This is a genomic window from Mucilaginibacter kameinonensis, from assembly GCF_003675385.1.
Taxonomy (GTDB): domain Bacteria; phylum Bacteroidota; class Bacteroidia; order Sphingobacteriales; family Sphingobacteriaceae; genus Mucilaginibacter; species Mucilaginibacter kameinonensis.
Map to the genome: position 1 here is coordinate 266273 of NZ_RCWZ01000004.1, position 23703 is coordinate 289975.

Consider the following 23703-nt stretch of genomic DNA (forward strand, 5'->3'; position numbering starts at 1 on the left):
TAACCTTTCATGATGCGCACTGAAGATTCCTAACCAGTTATAGCAGGATTTTATCTTATTTCCGCAACACAATTTCAAAACAGATTAAAAAACGGGCAAGCAATAGAATGTCCAACAGGCAGACAAGCGTCTTGTTTACATCAATTTATAAAACCTTACCCCATGCGGCGGGATATTACAGGACACAGCAGCAACATTTTTAGCGATATCTTTTTGCTGCCAGAGATCCCGCACTATTTTAACCTTGCCCATATGGATATTCTTAAAATCAAGCGTATACTTCGAGTATTTTTCACCAAGATTAAAAATACCTATTGCCTTGCTGCCATCTGCCAGTTGTTTAACCCAAACCTGGATCTGTTTACTATTAATTACCCTTTCGGCTTGTTTGCCTGCTACGTCCTGATCAATAGCTATAACCTCCCGATTTTTTAACAAATTAAGAGTAAATTCATCAAGCTTATCCATATCACAGCCAATAAGCAGCGGGGCCGATAAAAGGCTCCATAGGCTCATGTGTGTATACTGCTCATAAGGCGTCAGATTAGTTTGGTGCAGATTTTCGCCCCAGCCTACCCTGCCTAAAATGAGCATATCTGGATCGTTCCAACCTCCCGGCCCGGCGTAGGCCGCGTTATTGGTCTGACTAAAACCAATACCGTACAAACTTTCCCAGGTATCAGTAATATCTTCGGTAGTGCGCCACAGGTTACCGTTCATTTGCGTGCCCCATTTCCAAACATCTTTTATACCGTACTGGCAAATGCTGTAAATAATATCCCGGGGCTGTTTTGCCAGTTCATCGCGCATTACCATGTATGGCTTCTGTTGGGCAAACAGCGTTGTATCACCGGCCGTTTGGTCAGAATAGCTGCATAGGTCGTATTTCAAATAATCAACGCCCCAGTTAAAATAAGTGCCCGCATCCTGGCCCTCATGGCCTAACGAACCCAGGTAACCGCCACAGGTTTTTGCTCCCGGCGACGAGTAAATGCCAAACTTTAATCCCTGTTGATGCAGGTGTGTTCCAAGAGCTTTCATGTCCGGAAATTTCTCATTCGCGGCTATTGCTCCATCCTGTTGCCTTGCAGGTGCCTGCCAGCCATCATCTACGTTAATAGAGTTCCAGCCGTAATCGGTGAGCCCTTTATCAACCATTGCTTTAGCTGATAGCCGAACCTTTTCATCGCTCACATTCAGTCCCCAGCAATTCCAGCTGTTCCAACCCATGGGCGGGGTAAGGGCTAATAATTTGCCCGATTTGATAGTAAGGATTCGTTCGCTTCTTCCTAATTTATTACTTACCGAAACAGATACTTTGTAATCTCCTGCTTTAGGGGCTACCCCTGTTATAATTCCGGTTTTATTATCAAGCATTAAGCCTTGCGGCAAATTTTTAACCGAATAGCTTAGAGGCTTTTGCCCGCTTGCCGCTACTTTGTAAAGTACCGGTGAGCCGGGATGTATGCCTAAAACCGCAGCACCATTAATCATCGGTTTTAACGATGCTTTGGGAGTAAGCAAATAAGGTGCTATCTCGGCAAAGCTCTTGGTCTTGCCTGATGCAGTTTCAGTAAACTCATAAAACAATTTAATGCCTTCGCGATGGGGGAAATTGAGTGTGTAGGTTTCCTTGCCCAGGGGTGACAGGTTAGCATTTACCGTTTTCTCGGCAATTGTTTTTTCGGTAACCTCGTCTACGATCCGGTAGTGAAACTTGCCCGTGATAATGGTTTTAAAGCTATTGCTGATGGTTAATTTGCGTACCGATTGCGCATTGGGTAAAAAGCTGATATCTGTTTGGGTAAAAACGATGCCGTCAAATTTTTCCAGCATATCAATATAAGGGCTTCCCATAAAAATGCCACCCGAGCCGCCACCGTCGTACACTTTTATGGCGATGACATTGTCCGCGTCCCATTTAATGGCCGGATCATTTGCCCCAATGCAATAATTGCGTACAGCAGGCCACTTGCTTATATAGCCTCCCTTATCTTCGGGAAACGCACCGGTTTTACCAATCAGTTTGCCATTAAAATAGGTTTCATCAACATCATTGACATGTGCAAGAAACACTCTCAAACTATCGCCCCAAATCGCCTGTTTTTTTAATGACGACGGAATAACCACATGAATCCGGTACCAGGCAAAGCCATGATAATCGGGGTAGCCTTGTTCCTGCCAGACGTCGCCAACTTTGATATTTTTCCATTGCGAATCGTTAAAATCGGCATTTTGCCAGGCTGCATCATTTCCGGTAGAAAACTTTGCTGTGCTTAGTTTAATAAAATTTCCGTTTTGAGCGGAAACTGCTGCGAACGCGGAGATAAAACCGAGCAGCAATAATATCTTTTTCATGAATTGCGATAAATAGAATTTCCCCGGTCTATAGACTTTCAACCGGGAGTTCGGCGGCTTTACGTTTTTTGCTACCACCTATCAGGTAATAAACCGGGATGCCTGTCAACGTAATGATCAAGCCAGGATAAGTATAAGCCGGTTTGTATTTGATGAGTAAAAGGCAAAAAGCAATACCCATTACAATATAAATTATCGGCAGCACCGGGTAGCCAAAAGCCTTGTAAGGCCGCTCGGCATTGGGCATTTTTTTGCGGAGGATAAAAATCCCGATAATGGTAAGCACATAAAAAACTACCACCACAAACGAGATCATATCCAGCAGATCGCCGTATTTACCGCTCAGGCTCCAAAGGCAGGCAAACACGCACTGCAACCATAAGCCAAAACCCGGCACCGAGTTTTTATTCAGCGTTCCTACTTTTTTAAAGAAAAGCCCATCCTTAGCCATTGAATAATAAACCCTCGCGCCCGACATGATAAGCCCGTTATTGCAGCCAAAGGTTGATACCATGATGAGCAAAGCGATGATCACCGTACCCGAACTGCCAAAAATATGCTGTGAAGCAACCACACCTACCCTATCTTTATCAGCAACGGCAATATCATGCAATGAAAGTACACCAGTATACATGATATTGGTTAAAATGTAGATCACTGTTACTATCAGCGTACCCAGCGCCAAACTTAAACCGATATTCCTTTTCGGGTTTTTGATCTCTCCGGCGATAAAAGTCACGTTGTTCCATGAATCACTGCTGAATATAGAACCCACCATAGCCGAAGCAATAGCCCCTAAAGCAGCAATGGTAGTATAGGAGGCAATAGAACCGTCACCGTTGAGATGATGCATATCCCATGCATTTTTCCAGTTATCGCTCCACACCGAAGCTTTTAAGGAAAACAGGCCAAACACAATTAACCCCAGCAAGCTCAGCAGCTTGGCCATGGTGAAAATGGTTTGTACAATTTTACCGCTATTTACCCCACGGGTATTGATATAGGTTAAAAATACGATCACCAGGATGGAGAGCAATTGTGCTGGTGATATGGTGATAAAACCCAGATCAACAGCAACCAGGTCTTCACTTAGCTGCGGGATCAGGTAGGCCGTAAATTTGGCGAAAGCAACCCCTACCGCGGCAATAGTAGCTGTTTGGATCACGGTAAAAAAGCTCCACCCGTATAAAAAGCCAACCAAAGGGCGATACGCCTCTTTCAGGTAAACGTACTGCCCACCTGCTCTGGGGAACATGGCACTAAGCTCGCCGTAGCTCAGGGCCGCGGTGAGGGTCATAAAACCGGTGATGAGCCATACAAATAGCAGCCAGCCGGCACTGCCCACATTGCGGGTAATATCCGCGCTCACAATAAAAATACCGGAGCCAATCATACTGCCTGCCACCAGCATGGTGGCATCCATCAACCGCAACGAAGGCTTAAAAGAAGTACTGTTCTCCATAAAAATGTTTTTTGAAAGCTAAAAGCTGAATGCATAAAGCTTAAAGCTTTATCATCGATGCCATTTAATTATTTATTTACCTCCGAAATCGTAAAATTTCCAGCTTGTTGTAAAATCTTTGCTTAAGGCCTGGTTGGTTAACGTGGCGCGAAGCATCTCAACCGGGATCAGGTTTTCTTTGATAGCGGCATCATGGAATTGTTTAAAAGTCATTTTGCCACTATCAACCAACTCTTTCCTCAATTCGGTCAATTGTAAACCGCCCAACAAATAAGCTACCTGGTAAAGCGGACTATAGCCACCTTCAAACGAGCGCCTTACTTCACCTTCGGCATTGGCACGTTCATGACCAACACGGTCAACCAAAAAGTCGATACATTGCTGCGGTGTCCAGTTGCCTAAATGGTAGTTGAGCGAAAAGATGATCCTTGCACAGCGGTGCATGCGCCAGAACAGCATACCAACACGCTCTTCAGGTGTTTTAGCAAAGCCTTTATCGTACAACAACAATTCCCAGTATAAAGCCCAGCCCTCAACCGCGAACGGTGTCCCAAAATCCTGGCGGTAGGCTTTGTAACGGCTGTTCATGAAATACTGCAGGTTATGACCGGGGATTAGTTCATGCTGTACCGTTCCCCTCGAAAAGTAAGGGTTATTTCCACGCATACTCATCAACCTGTCATCATATTGCATAGTATTGGTTGGGTACGAGATGCTGATCTCCTTGCCACCGGTAAAAAATGGGTTAACCAATTGCCTCTGCGGCGACATCATCACCATACCCCAGGTTTCTTCGGCCAGTGGCGGTATCGTGATCAGGTCCCGCTCTTTGATAAAGCTGATGGCATCATTGTATAGCTTAACAATTAGTTCGGGCTGATGACCTACCGGTACATAACTGTTTTTTACTTTCTCAAGCGCTTTTTTCCAATCGCTGCCAAAACCCATTTCCTGCGATGCTTTCAGCATCTCCTTATCGCACCAGGCAAACTCCTTGTTAGCAAGCTTGATTAGCTCTTCGGGCGTATAAGGGATCATCTCGGCCTGTAACTGGCTAATCAACTCTTCCCTGCCAATCGGCACGCCTTTGATACCGCTGCTATCGCTTTTCTGGCTGGTGTTCAGCTTTCCTTTGCTAATAGCTAACTCGCTGTATCTTTCCAGCGCATTGTCAACAGCCTTATAAGGCTCAGGCACCCACCATGTAAACGATGGATCGTACTTATTATAAAAGCCAAAAAAATCTTTTAAACGCCCTTTCAAACCAAGCAAAGCGGCCTTAGTTACTTTAGCCACCGGCATATCCACAGATGGAAGTTTACGATACGCTGTAGTATCCGCCTTGAGTTCTTTCAGGATCTTATTCAGATCGCCTGCAACCTTTTCACCATCCACGAATGTTCCGCGGCGGCGTTTTTGTTCAAGTGCGTAGATCTCATCGGCAAATGAAATGTATTTTGCAGCCTGCCTGTACAGGCCTTCTTCTTTCTTCAGGTCTTTCAGATCAAAGTTGATCCGTTTTTTCAGCAGGATATAATCAACCTTGCCGTATATACTCAGGGTGTTAAAGTCTGTTTGCTCCAGTTGTTTCAGATAGTCGTTATCAACCTCAATAAGGCGCTTGCGTTGTTCGGGAGAGTTAATAACATCCTGTTTATACTGATCTTCGCCGCGCTCATTAACGTTGTAGGGCGAGTAAAAATCGCGGATTGCATTCATATCCTGCCCATACCTGATAATGGTACCGGCAATTTCGCTGGTTTGCTCGTATAAATTACCGGTTGGCTTTGTTTGCGCCTTTACAGTAAGCACGCCAAGAGTAAGGGCATAAAGGGTTAAACCTTTTATGGCTGTTTTAGTATTTATTAGCACGATAAATTAATGGTTTGAGGTAAAAAGAAAAAGCCGTATTAGCTGGCAGCCCTGTTAAGGCTGATAAGATTGTTGTTGTATGAGTCGAGATAGCCGCGCGGCGAGTTGCCAATTACACATTTAAATACGCGGTTAAAGTTGGTAATACTTTTGAAGCCACATTTGTAAGCTACCGTATTAATACTTTCAAATTTATGGGCGATGAGTTTCTTGCAAGCCTCATTGATCCTGATCTCGTTCAGGAATGAAATAAACGTATGACCTGTATGCTTTTTGAAATATCTGCAAAACGACTCGGGGGTCATGTAGGCTACCTTAGCAACATCCTCAAGCGTTATAGGCTCACTGTAATGCTGCATAATATAGTTGTAGATATTACCTATCCTGATCCCCTCGTTTTCGGTTATGCCCGGCAGGTTGCCATAGGTTGATAAAGGATCAAGCTTGGTTTTGATGTTGGTAAGCCCTTTCAACAAATGGAAAAACTGAATGAGCTGATCGGGGCCGGATGCCTTTTGCAGGGCGATCATGATCTGCGATACTTTGTCAACAACAGAATGCGGCACTTTAAACCCTTGCTGATGTTGTTGCATAAATATCAGGCTGGGCTTAAGCTCAGGTAGTGAGAACAGCGGAGCCAGCGCACCTTCCGGGTTAAAAAATATAGTAAGCGCCTCAATTTGCTTGTTGGAGTTAGGCACAAAGTATTCAGGGTTGCTTTTAAATACATGCGGCAGATTGGCGCCAATTAAAAACAGGTCGCCGGCCGAGTAATCATGCATGTTATTCCCTGCAATCAAAGTCCCCTCGCCCTGCTGGATCCAGGTGAGCTGAATTTCCTTATGACGGTGCAGGTATGGGTAATGATAAGGCAAACAGACCTTTTCTGCTATCACACTTTTATCGTGCGGAACCGGGATAGTAAATTGTAAAACTTTCATCTGCTACTTTGATTATACTTGTTGAATTTACAATTACTTAACTTAATTTGCTAATAAATGAAGTTAAAAGGATAAAATACGGGCAATATCTGGTAATTTATGGTTGATAGCGCTATCAAAATTGGCCTAAAAACCCATTTTTATCCAACAGATAAAAAGTAAATTAAATGTTATATAAACAATTAAAATCGAAATTATAGCTACTACAGCCATTATTTAACCGAATAAAATATTTTTAATTGTACAGAATACAACTAATGTACATTTTACACTAACCACCTTTTTTAGGCAGAAAAACCATTTTTTAACCTGTTTTCTATGATTCAGGTAATAAAACGTACTCCTGTTAAAGCAAAAAACCGCTCATCAGGGATCGATGAACGGTTCCGTTTTCCGGCAAGCCGGAAGGGTAATCAATTGTTTAAATTAAGATCTTTCAGGAGCAAATTCTTTAATATCGATAGAGGTTGGTTTGCCCGAAATAATTTCACTGGCCAGTAAACCGGTTGCCGCGCCAAGGCTCAAGCCCATCATACCATGCCCTGTTGCTACTGTAAGGTTGCTGTATTGTTTACTCTTACCGATATAAGGCAATCCATCGGCAGATGAAGGGCGGAAACCAAACCAAATATCTTTTTGATCAGGAACAGCAGGTTTTAAACCAGGGAAATACTTCGGCACCGATTCAACTATACCTTTTACACGGTTCATGTTAATGCGGTCGTTGATTTTATCAAGTTCCATAGTACCACCATAGCGTAAGCCTCCGTTCATTGGAGTAATGGCAACCCTTGCCTCAGCCAGCAACGCAGGGATGTGCATGGTTTCACTTTCATCCTTCACATTAAATGAATATCCTTTACCCGGCATCAGTAAGATCTTTAAGCCCAGCAGCTTTCCAATAGCCGGTGACCATGAGCCGCCCGCAATGACATACTCATCGGCGATAAATTCCTCATTCCCTGATAATACCCTGCTTACCTTACCACCTTTGCTTTCTATTTTGGTAACCTCTTTATTAGCCACCAATTTTACAGCAACGGCTTTCAGGTGCTTGATTAAAGCAGCCATCAGTTTATTGGGCGACAGGTGAGCATCACAACGGTAATGCACCGCACCCAACACATCAAGCTCAAGCTTGGGTTGCAGCTTCTTACAATCATCAACACTAAGCACGGCCATATCCAAACCTAATTCCCTGCCTTTTTCGGCCATGTGCGCTTCTTCTTCGCCGGCCTTTTCGGTTTTATAAAACATCAGGATGCCCTTTTCAACCAAATCAAAATCAAAGCCGGGCTCTTTGCTCAAATCCTCGTAAAGCTTTTTGCTGAGCAACGACAGTTCGGTTAAAGGCGTGGCCGACCTTTCAACATGCTCCGTATTGGCTTTCTTTAAAAATTTTAATCCCCATGAAATCAATTCGGGGTTTAAGGATGGCTTTACATAGAACGGGCTTTTGCTGTTGAACATCCATTTAATACCCTGCGATACCATACCCGGTGTTGCCAAAGGAATAAAATGACTTGGCACTATCATGCCCGCGTTTCCATATGAGCAACTGTCGGTCATATCGCCCTTATCCAGCACAGTAACCTCATGCCCGGCCTTTTGTAAATAATAAGCCGAACTAAGTCCTACTATCCCACCTCCAATTATCAGCACTTTTGCCATTCTTGTTTTAAAGCTTAAAGCTTAAGGCGGAGAGCCGAAAGCTTGTTAATATTTTCTAAATATGTTAAATAAGAACGTCATTGCGAGAAACGAAGCAATCCCCGGTTAGCAGGTTCGCCCTGTATAGTTTGGGATTGCTTCGTTCCTTGCAATGACGTTTGGTGATATGTTATATCACCTGGAAACCGTGAGCATAAGGATCGTCATCATCTATTTTGATGGTATTGTAGCCATAAACTTTGGCCCAACCTTCAACACTTGGAATAATGGCGTCGATATCATTGATCTTAACCACATCCTCAACCTTGCCAATAAATTTACTGCCGATGATACTTTCATGAACAAAAGACTCACCCACTTTCAATTTACCTTTGGCAAACCATTGCGCCATACGGGCCGAAGTGCCGGTTCCACAAGGAGAACGGTCGATGGCTTTATCGCCATAAAATACCGCGTTACGTGCAGTTGAATCTGCCGATAAAGTGGCACCTGCCCAAAGGATATGGGTACAGGTATTTATGGTAGGGTCCTGCGGATGCACAAACTGGTATTTTTCGTTGATCCGCTTGCGCAGCACCTGGCTCCAGGCTATCAACTGACCGGCCGTATAATTCTCAATGCCTTTAAAGTTAGGCTGAGGATCAACAATGGCGTAGTAGTTACCACCATACGAAACGTCGATAGTAAGCGTGCCAAGATCAGGGCATTCCACTTCTAAATCAGTCGCGGCAAGATATGCAGCCACGTTTCTGAGTTTTACCGAAGTTACCTTTTTACCCTCCTGCTTGTACTCAATTAATACAAGGCCGGCAGGCGCTTCCATACGTACAATACCTGGAGTTTTAGGTTGGATCAATCCTTCCTCAATGGCTATGGTGATGGTGCCGATAGTTCCGTGACCGCACATTGGCAAACAACCGCTGGTTTCGATGAACAAAACCGCAACATCGTTTTCCGGATCATGAGGCGGATACAGGATACTTCCCGACATCATATCATGACCACGTGGTTCAAACATCAGGCCTGTCCTGATCCAGTCGTACTCCTTTAAAAAGTGCTGACGTTTCTGGCTCATGTTATCGCCTTTTAGTGTGGGACCACCACCGGCCACCAACCTTACGGGATTACCGCAGGTATGGGCATCAACACAAAAGAAAGTTTTACTTGCCATATATTATTATAACGCTACCTCGGTTAATTTACCCCAGCTTCCAACAGGCAATTCCGGCCTTGCAGCAAGCGCGTCATTGATAATTTTCTGAACTTTTTCGCGCTCGGCACCAATTAACGGCAAACGTGGCGCACGTACGTTTTCGGTACCTATGCCCGTTGCAACCTCGGCCAGTTTAATGTATTGTACCAGTTTAGGGTGGATATCCAGTTCAAGCACCGGTAAAAACCAACGGTAAATAGCCAGGGCCTCATCATACCTTTTAGCTTTTACCAAACGGTAAATGGCAACAGTTTCTTTAGGGAAAGCGTCAACCAAACCGGCAACCCAGCCATCGGCACCCATTACAAGGCTTTCCATAGCCAGCGGATCAACGCCAGTGAAGATCTTAAACCTGTCGCCAAACTTGTTAATCATACGGGTAACGTTTGATACATCACGGGTTGACTCTTTTACCGCCTGAATATTATCATATGCTGCAAGTTCTGCAAACATATCTAAAGTAACCTCAATCTTATAATCAACAGGGTTATTGTAGATCATGATCGGCAGTTCGGTACTTTTAGCGATAGAAGTTAAATAAGCAATGGTTTCACGGGCTTCGCTGTTGTAACGCATAGGTGGCAACAGCATTAAGCCATCAGCACCCTTATCAAATGCTTTTTGTGCATAAGCAACAGCCGCTTTGGTAGTTTGCTCAGCAATATTTAATATAACAGGTACTTTACCTTGAACAAATTCAACAGTGTGAGCAAGCAGCGCGAATTTTTCATCATCGCTTAATACGCTTGCTTCGCCCAATGAGCCACCTAATATAAAACCATCAACACCAGCCTCAAGCTGCGCATTCAGGTTTATATCAAAAGCTTCAAAATCAAGTTCGTCGTTATCTGTAAATTTAGTAGTTACTGCAGGGAGTACGCCTTTCCAATCAAAAGTTATCATTGTATATTATTTTTCACAAAATTAAAATAGTACTTATTACGAATATTTAACAATTTAGCAGACATTGACCGTATTTTAACATACAATGCCATATACAGACAACTTGCCTGCTAAATAATGCCTATTGCACATCCCACCAAAGCCTGTCAGTAAGCTTGGCGCTTTGCTGCGGCTGCGGGTTCGAGGTCATTTCCGACTGTGGATATAATACCCTCCGCGGAATATCCGACAAAGCATTTTTCACCTTGGTTAAGGCCGGATAGCCTGTACGTCTCCAATCAACATAATTCTCCATCGACAGGAAGTTGGCCACAACCTTTTCCTCAATAATCAGCTGCATGGCATTAGCACTGGTTAATGTACCTCTTGAAGCCAGGTAAGTATTTACATCAGCATCGGCAATACCCAGTTTTGACATATGCGATTTAACCGCCAGCAAATAAACCGGTTGCGCTGCCGTAGCACCTGATAATACAAATGTAGCTTCGGCTTTTAAGAATAATGCTTCCGAGTAAGTAACAATGTAGTTATTTGAGCTTGTACTTGCATAAAAAGAGCCGCCCAATGAGTATGATTCCAAACTACCGATATCTTCCAAACCTATCTGACGGCCGGTATATAAACCTGTTTCAATTGCAGGAGCAACCATTTTTGACAAACGTGGGTCTTTCCTGGTTTTAAAACCATCAACAAAAGTTGAAGCCAACACCAATGTTGAACCCGGTAAAAAGTTCTGTTGCCAAGGGTTTTCAGCACCTGCGGCACCGCTGAAAGGCATTTTCATATCATCATCATTACTTACCATACCGTTTTCAAGAGCGGTAAGCGCCAGCTGGGCCTGTGCAGCCGCGGTATGTCCCGGAGCTTTGGTAAGGTGCATGTAATAACGCGCTTTTAGCGTGTAGGCAGCCTTTTTCCATTTGGTCATATCGCCGGTGTAATAGTAATCATCACCCGATGGCACCGTAGTGCTGTTTTTGGCAATATCGGCAATGGCATTATCAAGCAGGGTTTGTACCTGCGTATAAACGGCTTCCTGGCTATCATAAGTTGGGGTAAGGTTATCAGTACCGCCAAAACCTTTTGAGTATGGCACATCGCCCCAGGCATCAGTAGCCGAACCAAGGGTGTAAGCAAGCAAAATCTTTGAAATGGCTGCATAATTGGCATTGCCATCGGCCTCTGCTTTTTTATCGAGCAATACAAGGTTGTTCATAACCTGTACATAAAAATTGTACCAGTCGCCATCCATATCCTGATGGTACATGAGGTAAGTGCCAAAGTTTGGAGGTACCTGGTTTAGGGCTATTACCTGCAGGTATTGTTGCAATACTATAGCAAGGTTACCTCCGCCGGCGGCAGTAATATTTTGTGATATGGCAGCTTCAACCGGAGCCAGGATCAATGACTCCTTAACATCGATAGGCCTGTTGGGGTCCTGGTTTACATCAATATATTTTTTACAGCCCGTAAAGCTTACCAACGCGCATGTTACTAACGTGATATATTTATTTTTCATGACAATTTCTCTGATTAATGATTTAAATTATAGGGTAACTTTCAAGCTAAAATCAACTGATTTTGAAGTTGGGGTTGAGAATGAATAAATACCCTGCGAACCGTTTGATGAGCCAAATGAACTAACTTCCGGGTCGCCGCCGGTAAAGTGCGGCGCATGGATCCAAAGGTTACGGCCGGTTACGCTAAATGTTGCCGATTTGAAAGGGCTTTTGCTTAACCACGATGGTTTTAAAGTATAGCCTAAACTAACATTACGCAGTTTAACATAGCTGCCATCCTGAATAACAGACTCAAGCACACTGTTTGCGCGTTGGTAATAAGCCTGACCGTTAACCGCTATGGTATTTGGCTGACCGGTAGTGGCATTTACACCATCAACTACCCGCGGACCACGGTTTTCGGTAACTTTTGGAGTACCATAAAAATAGCCGTAACCATCAACGTTGTTTTGGATGTCGCCGCCGCGTTTAATATCAAAGAAGAAACTGAAGTTGAATTGTTTATACCTGAAGTTGTTGTTGATACCGCCAAGCCAGTTAGGATTAATATTACCTACTATACCCTGGTTATCATCGGCATATGGAAGGCCCGAATCATCAATCAACAATTTACCTGCCGCGTTACGGGCATAACGGGTGCCGTAAATAACACCGTAAGGCTGTCCAACAATGATATTGGTAAAGCCGTTACCCAATTGCTGCTGATCTTTATAAATAGATAATACCTTGTTACGGTTGCGGGTAAAGTTTAAAGTAAGGTCCCAGCTAAAGTCGCGGCTTTTTACAGGCGACGCGTTTAACAACACCTCGATACCCCTGTTACGCATCACAGCAGAGTTTACGCTTGTTGCCGCATAACCTGTTGACGGAGCGATAGACACTGACGGGATAATACCATCAATTGTTTTTTTGCTGTAGAACGAAGCTTCCAGGCTGATTCGGTTGTTGAAGAAACCAGCTTCAAAGCCTGCTTCAAACTCGTTAATACGCTCGCTTTTCAGGTTGGCGTTACCCAATACATCTGATATTAAAAAGCCCGACTGGCCTGCGTAAGGAAATGTAAGGTTACGGATAGTTGCACTGTTATAAGCTGTTAACAAGCTGTAAGGGCTTATGCTGCCATCATTACCTACCGTACCATATGATACCCTTAACTTACCCAGGTTCATAACCTTTGAAAACTCGGGGCTAAAAAACTCTGAAAATATAAAGCTGGTTGCAGCCGATCCGTAAGGATAAAAATTATGATCGGTTGACAGTACCGAGTTACCATCGTACCTGCCTGTTAGTGATAACACCAGGAAGCGTTTGTACTCGATATTTGATTGCAGGTAAAAACCAACCTTACGCTGCAGGTATGAGGCCTCTTTGTAAGTAACTGTTGACGCCGAAGCCATGTTATACAAGCCAGGTACGGTTAAGCCAACACCATTAGCGTATGTATTTTCTGAATAGCTGGAGAAAATATTGTTACCTAATAAAACATCAAGGTTAAAGTCGCCAAACTGCTTGTTTGCACTCACCATGAAATCGTTATTGTACTGGCGGAAGGTAGTGTTGTTATCAACCAAACGACCATTAGGGTTTGAAACCGATTGGGTTGATTCATGATACCTGTCCATCTCAGTATAAACATCAGCACCAAAACGCTCGGTAACAGTTAACCATGGTAAAGGCTTGTAATCGGCAGTAAAAGTTGGTAAAAACCTGTTAACACCCGAATGATTTTTGATATTATCTAACACCCAGTACGGGTTATTACGCGAGAAACGATATAAACGCTGGGTACCATCGGCATTTAAGTAAGGCTGCAGATTGTACGAAACCGGAGCTGTAAAAATTGTCCATACCGGGCTTTCCAAAGCATAACCTTCAGGCAACCTGTCGTTTTGCGAATTGGTATAGTTTAACTGAAATGTAGTATTCAGATTTTTCAATACCTGTGCGCTGTATTTAGCAAAGAAAGTATTACGTAAAAACTTAGTTGTTGGAACTGTACCCTGCTGATTAAGGTTTGAGTATGAAACAAGGTAAGTAGAGGCTGTGCCACCACCACCTATGTTAATGGTGTTATTGTAAGTATGCCCGGTTTTAAAAAACAGATCGGACTGGTTATAAACTTTGGCAGGCTGCCCGTTTATTTTAAGGGTATCCATGCGGGCACCCCATGATGTACTGGTTTTTTGCGTTACACCATCATAGTAATTACCATTGGTACCCAATGAATACTTATTTTGGATTTGTGGCAATAAAGGTTTTTCGGCAGAAAAATCTGATGAAAAGGTGATTAGTGGCTTTTTATTTAAAGCGCCATTTTTTGTGGTGATAATAATAACACCGTTTGCACCCTTTGAACCGTAAAGCGCGGTAGCTGCTGCGCCTTTGAGCACGTTGATATTTGAAATGATAGATGGATCGATATCGGCAATACGGTTAGTACCGGGCCCAGAGTTAAGGTTACCTGTTTCGGAGTTATCAACCGGCACACCGTCAACTACCATTAACGCCTGGTTATCACCAAAAAATGATGAACCGCCACGGACTACGATACGTGATGAACTACCTGGCGTACCTGATGAACTGGTTACCTGTACGCCTGCGGCTTTACCGGCAATGGCATTTACAAGGTTGGGCTCTTTTGATTGCGTGAGCGATTCGCCCTTAATTTCCTGGGTACTGTAAGTCAGGATCTTTTTATCGCGTTTTATACCAAGGGCGGTAACAACCACTTCATTAAGTACTTTGTTGTCATCGGCTAAGGTCACATTAACCTGCGCCTGGCCTGTCAATTTAACTTCATGAGCGGTAAAACCAATGGCAGTTACAATTAATGTGCCCTGCCCATTATAATTAAGGCTGAACAAACCGCCGGTGTTGGTAACAGAACCAGCGTTTGTACCTTTTATTTTAACGGAAGCGCCGGCTATGGGCTCGCCCTTCTCGTCGGTTACCTTTCCTTTTAGTGTTACTGTTTGCGCGTATGTGCTGTAACAAAACACAAACACACTTAGTAAAGGCAAAATGAACCTCTTTAGTAATTGTTTAAACTTCATAAATTAAATTTTGGGGTTAATGACTATGTATTACACACTGTATTTCAGACACGTAAAACTATCGGCGTACCGCCCCTTATTTTATTATGAATTTTGCCAATACTGCCCATATATTAACATTCCTGTTACAATAGCATTAATTTGTTATTATTTTTATATAAAACTTTTAAATACGTTAATATTTTGCCATTAGGCTGTGAAAAGCACTAAGAAACTTACTATAAACGGCCAATGCGTTAAAAAAACGGGTAAAATCCTGCTATCAACTGCAAAATACCAATGAAAATAATTGTGAAAAGCACAATAATTTAGAGGATAATTATTATTACAATTACAAAAACGGATCATGCTTATAAAAAAGTGGTTTAAATTGAACTTATGCCTCGCTGCCTGCTTAGCGGGGGCACAAACAATACATGCGCAATCATATGTGCCTGAGTGGAACGATACCCGGGTAAAAGTAAAACCGGTGGTTCCGGTTAAGGCCTATTCATTTAACTTAAAGGATGTTCAATTATTAGAGAGCCCTTTTAAAAAAGCGATGGATGCTGATGTTAAATATTTGCTATCCATAGAGCCCGACAGGTTGCTCTCGGCCTTCCGCTCACATTCGGGCCTTAAACCTAAGGATAAAATGTATGAAGGCTGGGAATCATCAGGTTTGGCAGGGCATACACTTGGCCACTACCTATCGGCGATATCCATGCATTATGCATCAACCCGCGATCCTGAGTTTTTAAAACGTGTAAACTATATAGTTAAAGAGCTTGACGAATGCCAGGTAGCCCGTAAAACCGGTTACGTAGGCGCTATTCCTAAAGAAGATACTATTTGGGCTGAGGTTGCCAAAGGCGATATCCGTTCACGCGGCTTCGACCTGAATGGCGGCTGGTCGCCATGGTATACAGTACACAAGATCATGGGCGGTTTACTTGATGCCTATTTATATTGTAATAATGCCGAAGCACTGAAAGTATGTAAAGGCATGGCCGACTGGACAGGCGAAACCATCAAAAACCTTGATGACGAAAAACTGCAAAAAATGCTCCTATGCGAATATGGCGGCATGGCCGAAACGCTTGCTAACCTGTACGCTATCAACGGTGATAAAAAGTACCTTGAACTATCATACAAGTTTTACGATAAAAAGATCCTTGATCCGCTATCCCAACAGCAGGATATTTTGCCGGGTAAACACTCCAACACCCAGATCCCTAAGATCATAGCCAGCGCACGCAGGTATGAGATCACCGGCGATAAAAAGGATAAAGCCATTGCCGATTTCTTCTGGACAACCATTGTTAACCACCACTCATACGCTACGGGTGGCAACAGCAATTATGAATATCTGAGTGATGCAGATAAACTAAACGATAAGCTTACCGAAAACACAACCGAAACCTGCAACACTTATAATATGCTGAAACTAACCCGGCATTTATTCGCGGTTGAGCCTTCGGCCATGCTGATGGATTATTATGAAAAGGCATTGTATAACCACATCCTTGCCTCCCAAAATCACTCGGATGGCATGATGTGCTATTTTGTCCCCCTGCGCATGGGTGGTACTAAACATTACAGTACCCCGTTTGATGATTTTACCTGTTGCGTTGGCTCTGGTATGGAAAACCACGTTAAGTACAACGAAAGCATTTACTTCAGAGGGGCCGATGGTAGTTTATACGTAAACCTGTTCATCCCATCGGTACTAAACTGGGCATCAAAAGGTTTATCGGTAAAGCAGGAAAGCAGTTTCCCTAATGACGATCATATCTCATTTACGATAAATACCAAAAAGCCGCTTACTATGGCTATCCGCATCCGCAAACCAAAATGGAGCAGCGATGCTACCATCAGCATTAACGGTAAGTCGCAAACCGCTACTACTGATGACCAAGGATATATTGTTTTAAACCGCAAATGGAATAACAACGATAAGATTGAGTTTACTACTCCTGAAAAGCTTTACACCGAAGCCATGCCGGATAATGCAAACAGACGCGCTGTATTTTATGGCCCGGTGTTACTTGCAGGTAATTTGGGTAATACCGAACCTGATCCGCTGAAAGGCGTACCGGTTTTTGTAACCAGCGAAACCGATCCTAACCAATGGCTGCAACTGGTTGATAAAAAACAACTAAGCTTCCGCACGGTGAACATTTCAAAGCCTGAGGAAGTTACATTGATCCCATTCAATCAAACCAAAAATGAATACTATTCGGTTTATTGGGATGTATTTACACCGCAAACCTGGGCTGTACAGCAAAAGGCTTACGAAGAGCAACGCAAAAAGCAACAGGAACTGGAAGCCCGCACCATGGATATTGTACGCTTAGGCGAGATGCAGCCCGAGCGCGACCACAACTTCACCAGCGAAAACGCCACTACCGGCGAAGATCACCAAAAGAAATGGCGGTCGACAGAAAATGGTGGTTACCTGCAATATGAAATGAAGGTGGATGCCAACGCTCAAAATACCCTCATCAATACTTATTGGGGCATGGATAACCGCGGTCGCCGATTTGATATTTTGATTGATGGCGTTAAACTGGCTTCTGAAGATCTGAACCAATATAAGGAAAGCCGTTTTTACGATATCAGCTACACCCTGCCTATCGAGCTAACTAAAGGCAAGCAAAAGGTAACTGTAAAACTGCTGCCACAAAAAGAAAACAGCGCAGGGCCGGTTTATGGCACCCGCATGGTTAAAAACTAATTTTAAATTAAACGAACTTTAATATCATGATCAATAAACAAAAAGTCGCCGGTGTACTTGCTGTGTCTTTAACGGCACTTGTAAGTCCGCTTTTGGCACAGCAAAAGGATTACCCTATCCAGCCGGTTGCCTTTACCAGTGTGCATGTAAATGACAATTTCTGGCAGCCAAAAATGGAGGTAAACGCTAAGGTTACTATCCCATATGTATTGGCGCAATGTAAAGCCAATGGCCGTGTAGACAACTTTTTACGTGCCGCAAAAAAACTGGATGGCGATAAATTAAGTGAATTTCCGTTTGATGATACCGATGTTTACAAGGCCATTGAGGGTGCTTCTTATTCCATGCAGAATAAAAGAAACCCGGAACTGGATAAATCAATTGATAGCCTTATTTCGATTATCGGTGCCGCCCAGGAGCCTGATGGTTACCTGTACACCTTCAGAACGGTTAACGCTAAAAAACCGCACGAATGGATTGGTGACAAACGCTGGGTGAATGAAGAAATATTGAGCCATGAGCTGTACAACGCAGGCCACCTTTACGAGGCTGCTGTTGCACATTACCAGGCTACGGGCAAGCGCACGCTACTCAACATCGCCATAAAAAATGCCGATTTGTTGGTAAAAACTTTTGGGCCGGGCAAAATTGAAGAATATCCGGGCCATCAGATCGTGGAGATCGGTCTTTCAAAAATGTACCGTGTTACCGGCAATAAGCAATATCTTGACCTGGCTAAGTTTTTCTTAGATGTTCGCGGCCCTAAAGGCGATGCTTATAACCAGGCCGATAAAAAGGTAGTTGATCAGCACGAGGCCGAAGGCCACGCGGTGAGGGCTGCATATATGTATACCGGCATGGCCGATATCGCGGCCTTAACAGGCAATACAAGCTATTTGACAGCCATAGATGATATCTGGAGCGATGTGGTAACTAAAAAGCTTTATATAACAGGCGGCATCGGCGCAACCGGGGCTGGCGAGGCTTTTGGCGATGCATACCAATTGCCAAACATGTCGGCTTATGCTGAAACTTGTGCTGCCATTGGCAACGTTTACTGGAACAACAGGATGTTCCTGCTGCATGGCGATTCAAAATACATCGACGTACTTGAACGTACGCTGTATAACGGCCTGCTGTCGGGCGTATCGTTGAGTGGTAACAGGTTCTTCTATCCTAACCCGCTGGCTTCTATGTTCCAGCACCAACGCAGCGCATGGATCAGCTGTGCCTGCTGTATCAGCAACATGACCCGTTTCCTGCCATCATTACCGGGTTATGTTTACGCTAAAAACAAAAACGACCTTTACGTTAACCTGTTCATGAGCAACTCAAGCAATATCAAGCTTACTGAGGGCAACGTGAATATTGTGCAGCAAACCGATTACCCCTGGAAAGGCCGGGTTGATATTACTGTTAACCCCGATAAAGCAGGCGAGTTCACTTTAAGGGTGCGCATACCGGGCTGGGCAAAACAACAACCTGTACCGGGCGACCTGTACACCTTTATGGATAAAAAATCCTTCCCGCTTACGCTGATGATTAACGGGCAGGCAAAATCATTTGAAACAGAAAAAGGTTACGCCGTATTAAAACGCACCTGGAAAAAAGGCGACAAGGTTTCGCTTTTGTTGCCGATGGAAACCGAAAAGGTATTGGCCAATAACCAGGTTAAGGATGACAGGGGCAGATTTGCCTTTGAGCGCGGCCCTATTGTTTATTGCCTTGAAGGCCCGGACAATAAAGACAGCCTGGTGCAAAATATATTGATCAATAAAAACGCTATCGCCAACGCCAACTATCAGGCCGACCTGTTAAACGGTGTTGACGTAATTACCGCAGAAGGAAAAAGCGCTAAACGCCAGCTGAAAACCGACAGCCTTTTACAAACCGATCAGATGGTAAAGGCCATCCCCTACTACGCCTGGGCTAACCGCGGACCAAGCGAAATGACCGTTTGGATCCCTTATGAAGCTTCGGCAGTGCGGCCAAAACCGGCTCCAACTATCGCAAGTACAAGTAAGGTAAGCGCTTCGTTAAAAAATACGAGAATGTTTGCGGCCATCAAAGACCAGTATGAGCCTGCCGACTCAAAAGACACCAATTACCCATACCTGCACTGGTGGCCTGCTAAAAACACCAGCGAGTTTGTGCAGTATGATTTTGATGCCGAGCATACTGTAAGCGAATCAAAAGTATATTGGTATGATGATGGCCCGTGGGGCGGTTGCCGTATCCCGGCGTCATACAAAATCCTGTATAAGAAAGACGGTCAATGGGTTCCGGTTAAAAACACTACGCCTTACACCGTAAGTAAAGACGGCTTTAACGTGGTTACTTTTGAACCGGTGGCTACTACGGCCCTGCGTATGGAAATCCAATTACCGGTTGATAATTCAAGCGGCATCCATGAATGGGCAGTTAAATAAGCTGTTGTTAAGTTAGAGATCAGAAGCCGTTTTTTCTTTTTTCTCTGCTTAGAACTTATAACTTTGGACTAAACACTAACCTCAATTTGTAGAAGAGACCGTATTACACTATTGCCTATACAGTTATATTCTATACATTTGCGGCCTTAAAAAATAAAAAAATGGTAAATTTTGAAAAAGTGAAAGAAGTTATCGCAGCGGCAGAAGCTGACGCGGCAAGCTTTTATGAAAAAGGTAACAAAGCAGCTGGTACAAGGTTGCGTAACGCTATGCAACAATTAAAAGTATTAGCTACGGATATCCGTAAAGAAGTTACTGAACTTAAAAACACTGAAAAATAACAGTTAAAAATCTTTTGAATAAAGCGGGTCTGGTTTTTCCATGTACCCGCTTTTTCTGTTTTAAAAAGTCCCGTCGACATCAGCGTATCGCCTCCTCTTCCCCGTTTAATTTTTTCTCAATAGTTATACTAATTATCAAAACCATAAGTACTTAATAGTGTTCATGATTGGTAACCATAAGTCAAAACATTACTTTTGACTATCACAGATTGAGTTGTTAATTCATGTATCGCGGAAATATCTTTTTTAATATATCCATCCGTTGGTATGCGCTTTTATGGTGCATAGCGCTTTCGTGCGCTGTCAAAAGTACCTACGCCCAGGATACCTCCGTGATACGCTCCCGCAATTTTGGGATACAAAACGAAATATACTTTAACGATTCGCTTTGGTATTTTCATGCAGGCGATTTAACCAGGGCTCAACAAAGTGAAGCCAGTACAACGGGCTGGGATACCCTGCATTACACAGCATTTGGAAAAGAAAATGCGCCGCGCGGCTGGCGGGGTGTTGGCTGGTTCGGCTCATGGATCAGGGTTGATACCGATCTGGTCAATAAAAAACTATCGCTCCGTATCAATCATGATGGTGCTTCGGAGATCTTTTTGGATGGTAAACCTATTGGTGGTTACGGTAAGGTTGGCAATTCGGCCCGGGAAATGGTAGCCATGAGCGCCAGACGGGAACTGATCCCGATTTGGCTCCCCGACACCCGCCCGCACCTGATCACTATCCATTATTCTAATTTCTTTGAGGTTTACGCTAATTTTTACGGCTTTCAAACCTGGATAGGCGACTACAACCAGCTTGCGCCTAAGATACAAACCGCCAATCAGCGTTTTAATTATATGTTGATGTGCGCCGCGGCACAACTCATTTTAGGGCTTTTACACCTCTTGCTATTCCTCTTTTACCCCAGGCAAAAACTTAATTTGTATTACGCGCTTTTTGTACTGCTCGTTGGCATTAACGGCATTGGGATATACTTGTTTTACCGTACAAACACACCTGTAGTACAATATTTTTCACAATCGTTAATTGATGAAGGTAAAGTTATCATGATGTGGGCAGCAGTAATGTTGCTTTATATACTTGATTACCGCAAGCCTCCTCTTTGGCGAAGAATAGCCTTAACTACCGTATGCGCGCTATATTTCATAGCCTATATCTATAAGTTTTTAAATCATATTGAATACTGGGTAGATTACTTCGCCCTGGTTTTTCTTATCTGTATGATGGATGGTTTTTGGTCGGTATTTCATCTCATCAAAAAAAAGCAAAAGGGCGCATGGTTAATAAGCGCGGGGGTAGTAGTAGTTATATTACTGTATTATTTTACCTGGGACGATGTGTTTCACCTGTGGCCATACCAGCTTAACTCCATGCGTTTATTGGTAATGGCTGTTGGCGAATTGATGTTACCCCTTTGTTTATCGCTTTACCTGGCACTCAACTTTGCCCGGACTAACGAAAACCTCACCGCAAAACTATTTGAGGTAGAAACGCTATCGGCCCTGGCACTTGCCCAGGAAACCGAAAAAAGGGAATTAATAGCAGGCGAAGCTAAACGCCTCGAAGAACTTGTGAGGCAGCGCACTACCGAGCTCAGGGAGCAAGCCGATAAACTACGCGAGATGGACCTGGTAAAATCGCGCTTTTTCACCAATATCACCCACGAGTTTAAAACACCATTAACACTCATCATTAATCCGGCAAAAGAGCTAATAACCGAAACTGACGATGAGCATGTTCAACGATATAGCCGCCTTATCCTTAACAACGCATCGCGCCTGTTGCAACTCATTAACCAATTGCTGGATCTGAGCAGGCTTGAAAATGGATCGATGGAAGTGAACCTCGCTCCTCTTGACCTGGTAGCACTCATCAGGATGCATATTCTTTCGTACGAGTCGCTAATAAAACAAAAGGAGATCTCCCTACACTTTACATCATACTGGGACAAGCTTTGGATACTTGGCGACCGGGACAAGCTTGATGCCATTGTTATCAACTTAATATCAAATGCATTAAAGTTTACAGATAAGGGTAAGGTAGATATTGTTTTGCAACAGGACGATGAACTACCGGGAGCGAGCTTCTCATTCACTATAAAGGATACAGGGCAAGGCATACCGTCAGGAAAACTACCTTATGTTTTTGACCGCTTTTACCAGGCCGATCCTTCTGATACCCGCTCTGCCGAAGGAACAGGTATAGGCCTGGCTGTGACAAAAGAACTGGTGGAGTTGATGGGCGGGCAAATCCGGATAGAAAGCGAGGCAGGGTTATTTACTGAAGTGCTTATCACCATGCCATATCAATCCGCAAATGCAGTATCAGAACCTATATTGGAGATCCTGCCTGCCGGAGTTAGCCCCTCTGTTACCGTTCATGAACCGATAACAAATATCGGCGAGGATAAACCACTGGTATTACTAATAGAAGATCACCAGGAACTCCGGGATTTCATCCAGCAATCCTTAAAAGATAATTACCGGATATTAACCGCCACGGATGGTAAGGAAGGGATAGCTTTTGCCATGGAGCATATCCCCAACCTCATTATTACCGACTTGATGATGCCGCATGTAGATGGTTATGAAGTTAGCTCAACCCTCAAAAAGGATGTAAAAACCAGCCATATTCCTATCATCATCCTTACGGCAAAGGCCGATATAGACAGCAGGATTCAGGGGATTGAAACAGGTGCGGACGCGTATCTGGCCAAGCCCTTTGAAAAACGGGAACTGTTTGCCCTGATGGAAAACCTGATCAGTGTACGAAACCAATTACGGGAACACTACAGCAAACAGGACCTCTGGTTCAGCAATGCGCTTTCTATGCCATCGATAGAACGGGATTTTATAACCCGTGTCCGCAGCGCTGTCGAAAGCCATTTAAACGAAGAAGGCTACAGTGCAGATCAGCTTGCCCGGGATATGGGATTAAGCCGCACCCAACTGCATCGTAAATTAAAAGACCTCATCAATCAGTCGCCCGGCGAGTTGATTCGTATTGTAAGGCTGCAATATGCCCATGACCTGCTCCAGCGACGCGTTGCTACTATAGCCGAAGTTGCTTATATGGTTGGTTTCGGTAGCCCCGCAAGTTTCTCGGCAAGCTTTTCCCGTCATTTTGGCTTTGCACCCAAAACAGTATCAGCTATATAACTTCAACTATTAATTGAAATTATATAGCTTTTATTCCAGCAGTTTGACGTGTAG

General features: G+C 43.7%; 13 protein-coding genes. 4 read left to right on the forward strand and 9 right to left on the reverse strand.

Going from position 1 to position 23703, the window contains the following annotated elements; translation table 11 throughout:
• Positions 1-135 precede the first annotated feature (135 nt).
• The 9 genes from EAH55_RS19570 to EAH55_RS19610 form a co-directional block, all read right to left on the reverse strand.
• Positions 136-2358, reverse strand: coding sequence for a putative Ig domain-containing protein (locus EAH55_RS19570; protein WP_121811144.1), 2223 nt, complete (start codon positions 2356-2358; stop codon positions 136-138).
• Positions 2359-2386: 28 nt separating this feature from the next.
• Entirely contained in the window at positions 2387-3820 is a 1434-nt protein-coding gene (locus EAH55_RS19575) for an APC family permease (protein WP_121811145.1), read from the reverse strand.
• A 72-nt stretch (positions 3821-3892) separates the two neighbouring features.
• On the reverse strand, positions 3893-5692 hold the full coding sequence (locus EAH55_RS19580; protein ID WP_208644890.1) for a DUF885 family protein: 1800 nt from the start codon (positions 5690-5692) through the stop codon (positions 3893-3895).
• Between the two features lie 38 nt (positions 5693-5730).
• Positions 5731-6633, reverse strand: coding sequence for an AraC family transcriptional regulator (locus EAH55_RS19585; protein WP_112569410.1), 903 nt, complete (start codon positions 6631-6633; stop codon positions 5731-5733).
• A gap of 426 nt (positions 6634-7059) precedes the next feature.
• Positions 7060-8304, reverse strand: coding sequence for an NAD(P)/FAD-dependent oxidoreductase (locus tag EAH55_RS19590; RefSeq protein WP_121811146.1), 1245 nt, complete (start codon positions 8302-8304; stop codon positions 7060-7062).
• A gap of 169 nt (positions 8305-8473) precedes the next feature.
• A complete protein-coding gene (locus EAH55_RS19595) occupies positions 8474-9475 on the reverse strand; it encodes a 4-hydroxyproline epimerase (protein ID WP_112569406.1) in 1002 nt (333 codons plus the stop codon).
• 6 nt (positions 9476-9481) lie between these two features.
• Positions 9482-10420, reverse strand: a complete 939-nt coding sequence (locus tag EAH55_RS19600; protein ID WP_121811147.1) for a dihydrodipicolinate synthase family protein — start codon at positions 10418-10420, stop codon at positions 9482-9484.
• 121 nt (positions 10421-10541) lie between these two features.
• Complete coding sequence (locus EAH55_RS19605) at positions 10542-11939, reverse strand: SusD/RagB family nutrient-binding outer membrane lipoprotein (protein ID WP_121811148.1); 1398 nt, start codon at positions 11937-11939, stop codon at positions 10542-10544.
• 27 nt (positions 11940-11966) lie between these two features.
• A complete protein-coding gene (locus EAH55_RS19610; protein WP_121811149.1) occupies positions 11967-14993 on the reverse strand; it encodes a SusC/RagA family TonB-linked outer membrane protein in 3027 nt (1008 codons plus the stop codon).
• Between the two features lie 346 nt (positions 14994-15339).
• Between EAH55_RS19610 and EAH55_RS19615 the strand changes: the two genes are divergently transcribed.
• The 4 genes from EAH55_RS19615 (at position 15340) to EAH55_RS19630 (ending at position 23649) form a co-directional block, all read left to right on the forward strand.
• Complete coding sequence (locus tag EAH55_RS19615; protein WP_162996967.1) at positions 15340-17709, forward strand: glycoside hydrolase family 127 protein; 2370 nt, start codon at positions 15340-15342, stop codon at positions 17707-17709.
• A gap of 26 nt (positions 17710-17735) precedes the next feature.
• A complete protein-coding gene (locus EAH55_RS19620; protein WP_162996968.1) occupies positions 17736-20138 on the forward strand; it encodes a glycoside hydrolase family 127 protein in 2403 nt (800 codons plus the stop codon).
• Between the two features lie 161 nt (positions 20139-20299).
• Complete coding sequence (locus EAH55_RS19625) at positions 20300-20479, forward strand: histone H1 (protein WP_112569396.1); 180 nt, start codon at positions 20300-20302, stop codon at positions 20477-20479.
• Positions 20480-20703: 224 nt separating this feature from the next.
• Positions 20704-23649: a response regulator gene (locus EAH55_RS19630; RefSeq protein WP_121811150.1), complete on the forward strand. Its 2946-nt coding sequence runs from the start codon at positions 20704-20706 to the stop codon at positions 23647-23649.
• Positions 23650-23703: the final 54 nt, after the last annotated feature.